Here is a 2,491-nt window from a genome sequence, read left to right as displayed (position 1 = left end):
TAATCAATCACACAAACGAGCCAGAACCTCCAATGCTCAAGCCGCTCTGATGTCCCAATTTATATGACGACGGACACCTTTTATATGAAGAGCGACGTAATGATACCGGGCACTTCCCCTCATCTGACGACTGGCACAGAACAAACTGGCGCAGACCTTCATATGCTGGCGCTGGCAGTCACCGAAGAATCGCCACCAGCGGACCTTTGGAGCCGCATTGATGCACAGCTTGATGCGGAGCACGCATCACCCGGTGTTTCGTCAATCCGTGCGCAGGACGGCACCTGGGAGGCGCGCCCCAAAGGCGTCTGGAAGAAAATCATCTCCACCCGTCCCGATGGAGTTCAGATGTATCTTCTGAGGTGCGCGCCAGGCGCGCGCATTCTCGGGCATCATCACAAACATGTAGAGCAGGTCTTCGTCCTGGAGGGGGAGTTTCAGATGAACGGCGTAGTTTTCGGGGCCGGAGATGGCCAGATGGCTGGCGCTAATACAGACCACCCGGACATTTACTCCGAATATGGCTGTCTTTTGCTGATAGTCGCCTGAGCTGAATAGTGCCCGCACAGACTATGGTTCCGTGAGCGATGTTCAATCAGACTGCTGCTGAAGAATAGGGTGACGGCAAAGGAAAAGACCTGCAGGAAGTTTAACGCCAGTGCGGACATTGGAAACCCGGCTGACAAGGGTCTCTTCGTCCGCAGAGCGTAAATTCGGTCTCTGATCCTTGCTGCACTCTGCACGAATGGCCACGTTTCCCGCTGCCCGAAAGCACCGTACTTTACGCTACCGCAGCAATTCCCACGCCGCGAGCGCACGCAGCAAGAAAACCGAACTCACGAATTGGGCTCTCTCCAGGCCTTCACCGCGATGTGTGCAGAGGTCTGCTGAGCGAACAAAGCACCATTTGGCTGCTTTTGCCCCAATGGCAATTAATGGCGCTTTGCGTTTGCACTGAAAAGTAGCGCGAGATGAAACAAGTCCTTTGATCTAAGTGGAGTGTTGCTGATCGGAACGAACAAGAGCCGATGCTCAGAGTTGGTGTTCGGCCCCAACAATTGATCTGCTGCCCGAAAACTGGACCACTTAGATGCGGCTGGTCACAATGGCCTGCGCATTTTGGAAGTACTTTAATGCTCTAGTTGCTATTTGTTCTTTGAAAAAATGAGTTTCCTCAGTGATAGTTACTCACTGCTGAGTCATTTCAAGTAATATCCATTGCGAAAACCGCGACCGGGCTAGAAAATCCATTAAACCGGACGTCACCTATCGGAATGCAGGATTGACCCATCCCGATGGCTGATCGTGTTGCTTCGTCAATAAGGATCGGGCAGGACGCCACTTTTGTGTGTCCCTCAAGACGTGACGCGAGGTTTACCTTATCGCCGATACAAGTGTAGGTCGCTCGGTTTTTGGTACCAGCGTAACCGGCAACGACCTCGCCTGTCGCACACCGAACTGAGCAGCCCCACTTGAGTGGTCCATGTTAAAAGTTAGTGCATGATTGGCCGTTGGTCCATCGGGATGATGGCTTCAGGCGCTGGTGGGCGATAGCCTAATGCTCTGTGTGGTCGCTTGGTGTTGTAATGTCTCCTCCAGCTTTCGATGATGATTTGGGCTTCACGTAGCGAGTAAAAGATTTCGCCGTTCAGCAATTCGTCTCGCATCCGCCCATTAAAACTCTCGCAATACCCGTTCTCCCAGGGTGATCCGGGTTCGATGTATGCAGTCTTTGCGCCGACCCGCCTTGATCCAGTCCCTAACGGCCTCAGCGATGAACTCCGGGCCATTGTCTGATCGAATATAGGCGGGCACACCGCGCAGGATGAACAGGTCCGTCAGAGCATCGATTACCTCGGTCGAGTTGAGCTTGCGTTTCACCCGGATCGCTAAGCATTCTCGGCTGTGTTCATCCAAGATGTTAAGCGTCCTAAAGGCTCTGCCATCGTCTGTTCTGTGGTGCACGAAGTCATACGACCAAACGTGATTACGATACTCCGGACGCAGCCGGACACATGATCCATCGTTGAGCCAAAGGCGTCCTTTCTTAAGTTGTTTCATCGGCACTTTAAGCCCCTCACGTCGCCAAAGCCGTTCGACACGTTTGTCGTTCACCTGCCAGCCTGCGTCTCTCAACAGGGCAGCAACTCGACGGTATCCATATCGACCAAACTGGCGCGTCAACTCGATCATGTCCTCGACCAAGCGTTCTTCGTCAGCACGCCCACGTGGCAATCGACGTTGTGTGGATCGCTGCTGGCCCAGAACGCGATAAACCCGTCGTTCAGAAACCTTGAACCGACCACGCACATGATCGATGCAGGCCCGCCGACGTGAGGGGCTCAGAAGTTTCCCGATGCGGCCTCCTTCAAGATTAGCTTGTCCAATGTCAGGTCAGACACCGCGCGACGCAGGCGCTCGTTCTCTTTCTGTAGCCGCTTCAGTTCTTTGAGTTGTTCTGTGCCCATTCCACCGTACTTCTTCTTCCCAT

At 53.6% G+C, this 2,491-nt stretch carries 1 protein-coding gene and 1 pseudogene; one reads left to right on the top strand and one right to left on the bottom strand.

The genetic code is table 11. The features are described 5' to 3' along the window. Nucleotides 1-84 precede the first annotated feature (84 nt). Nucleotides 85-549, top strand: a complete 465-nt coding sequence (locus tag ACEWL3_RS20560) for a cupin domain-containing protein (protein WP_435001624.1) — start codon at nt 85-87, stop codon at nt 547-549. 944 nt (nt 550-1,493) lie between these two features. On the opposite strand, the pseudogene ACEWL3_RS20555 reads toward ACEWL3_RS20560, so the two are convergent. Beyond that, a pseudogene (locus ACEWL3_RS20555) lies at nt 1,494-2,491 on the bottom strand (IS3 family transposase); the annotation flags it as partial.

Source organism: Sulfitobacter sediminivivens (assembly GCF_042611115.2).
GTDB lineage: Bacteria > Pseudomonadota > Alphaproteobacteria > Rhodobacterales > Rhodobacteraceae > Sulfitobacter > Sulfitobacter sediminivivens.
The sequence above is the reverse complement of the archived record's forward strand: the minus strand, read 5'-3'. Positions and strand labels throughout refer to the sequence as shown.

What these genes read in the sequence shown, in the direction of transcription:
- ACEWL3_RS20560 (WP_435001624.1), top strand. Translation starts at nt 85, where the DNA reads ATGAAGAGCGACGTAATGATACCGGGCACTTCCCCTCATCTGACGACT.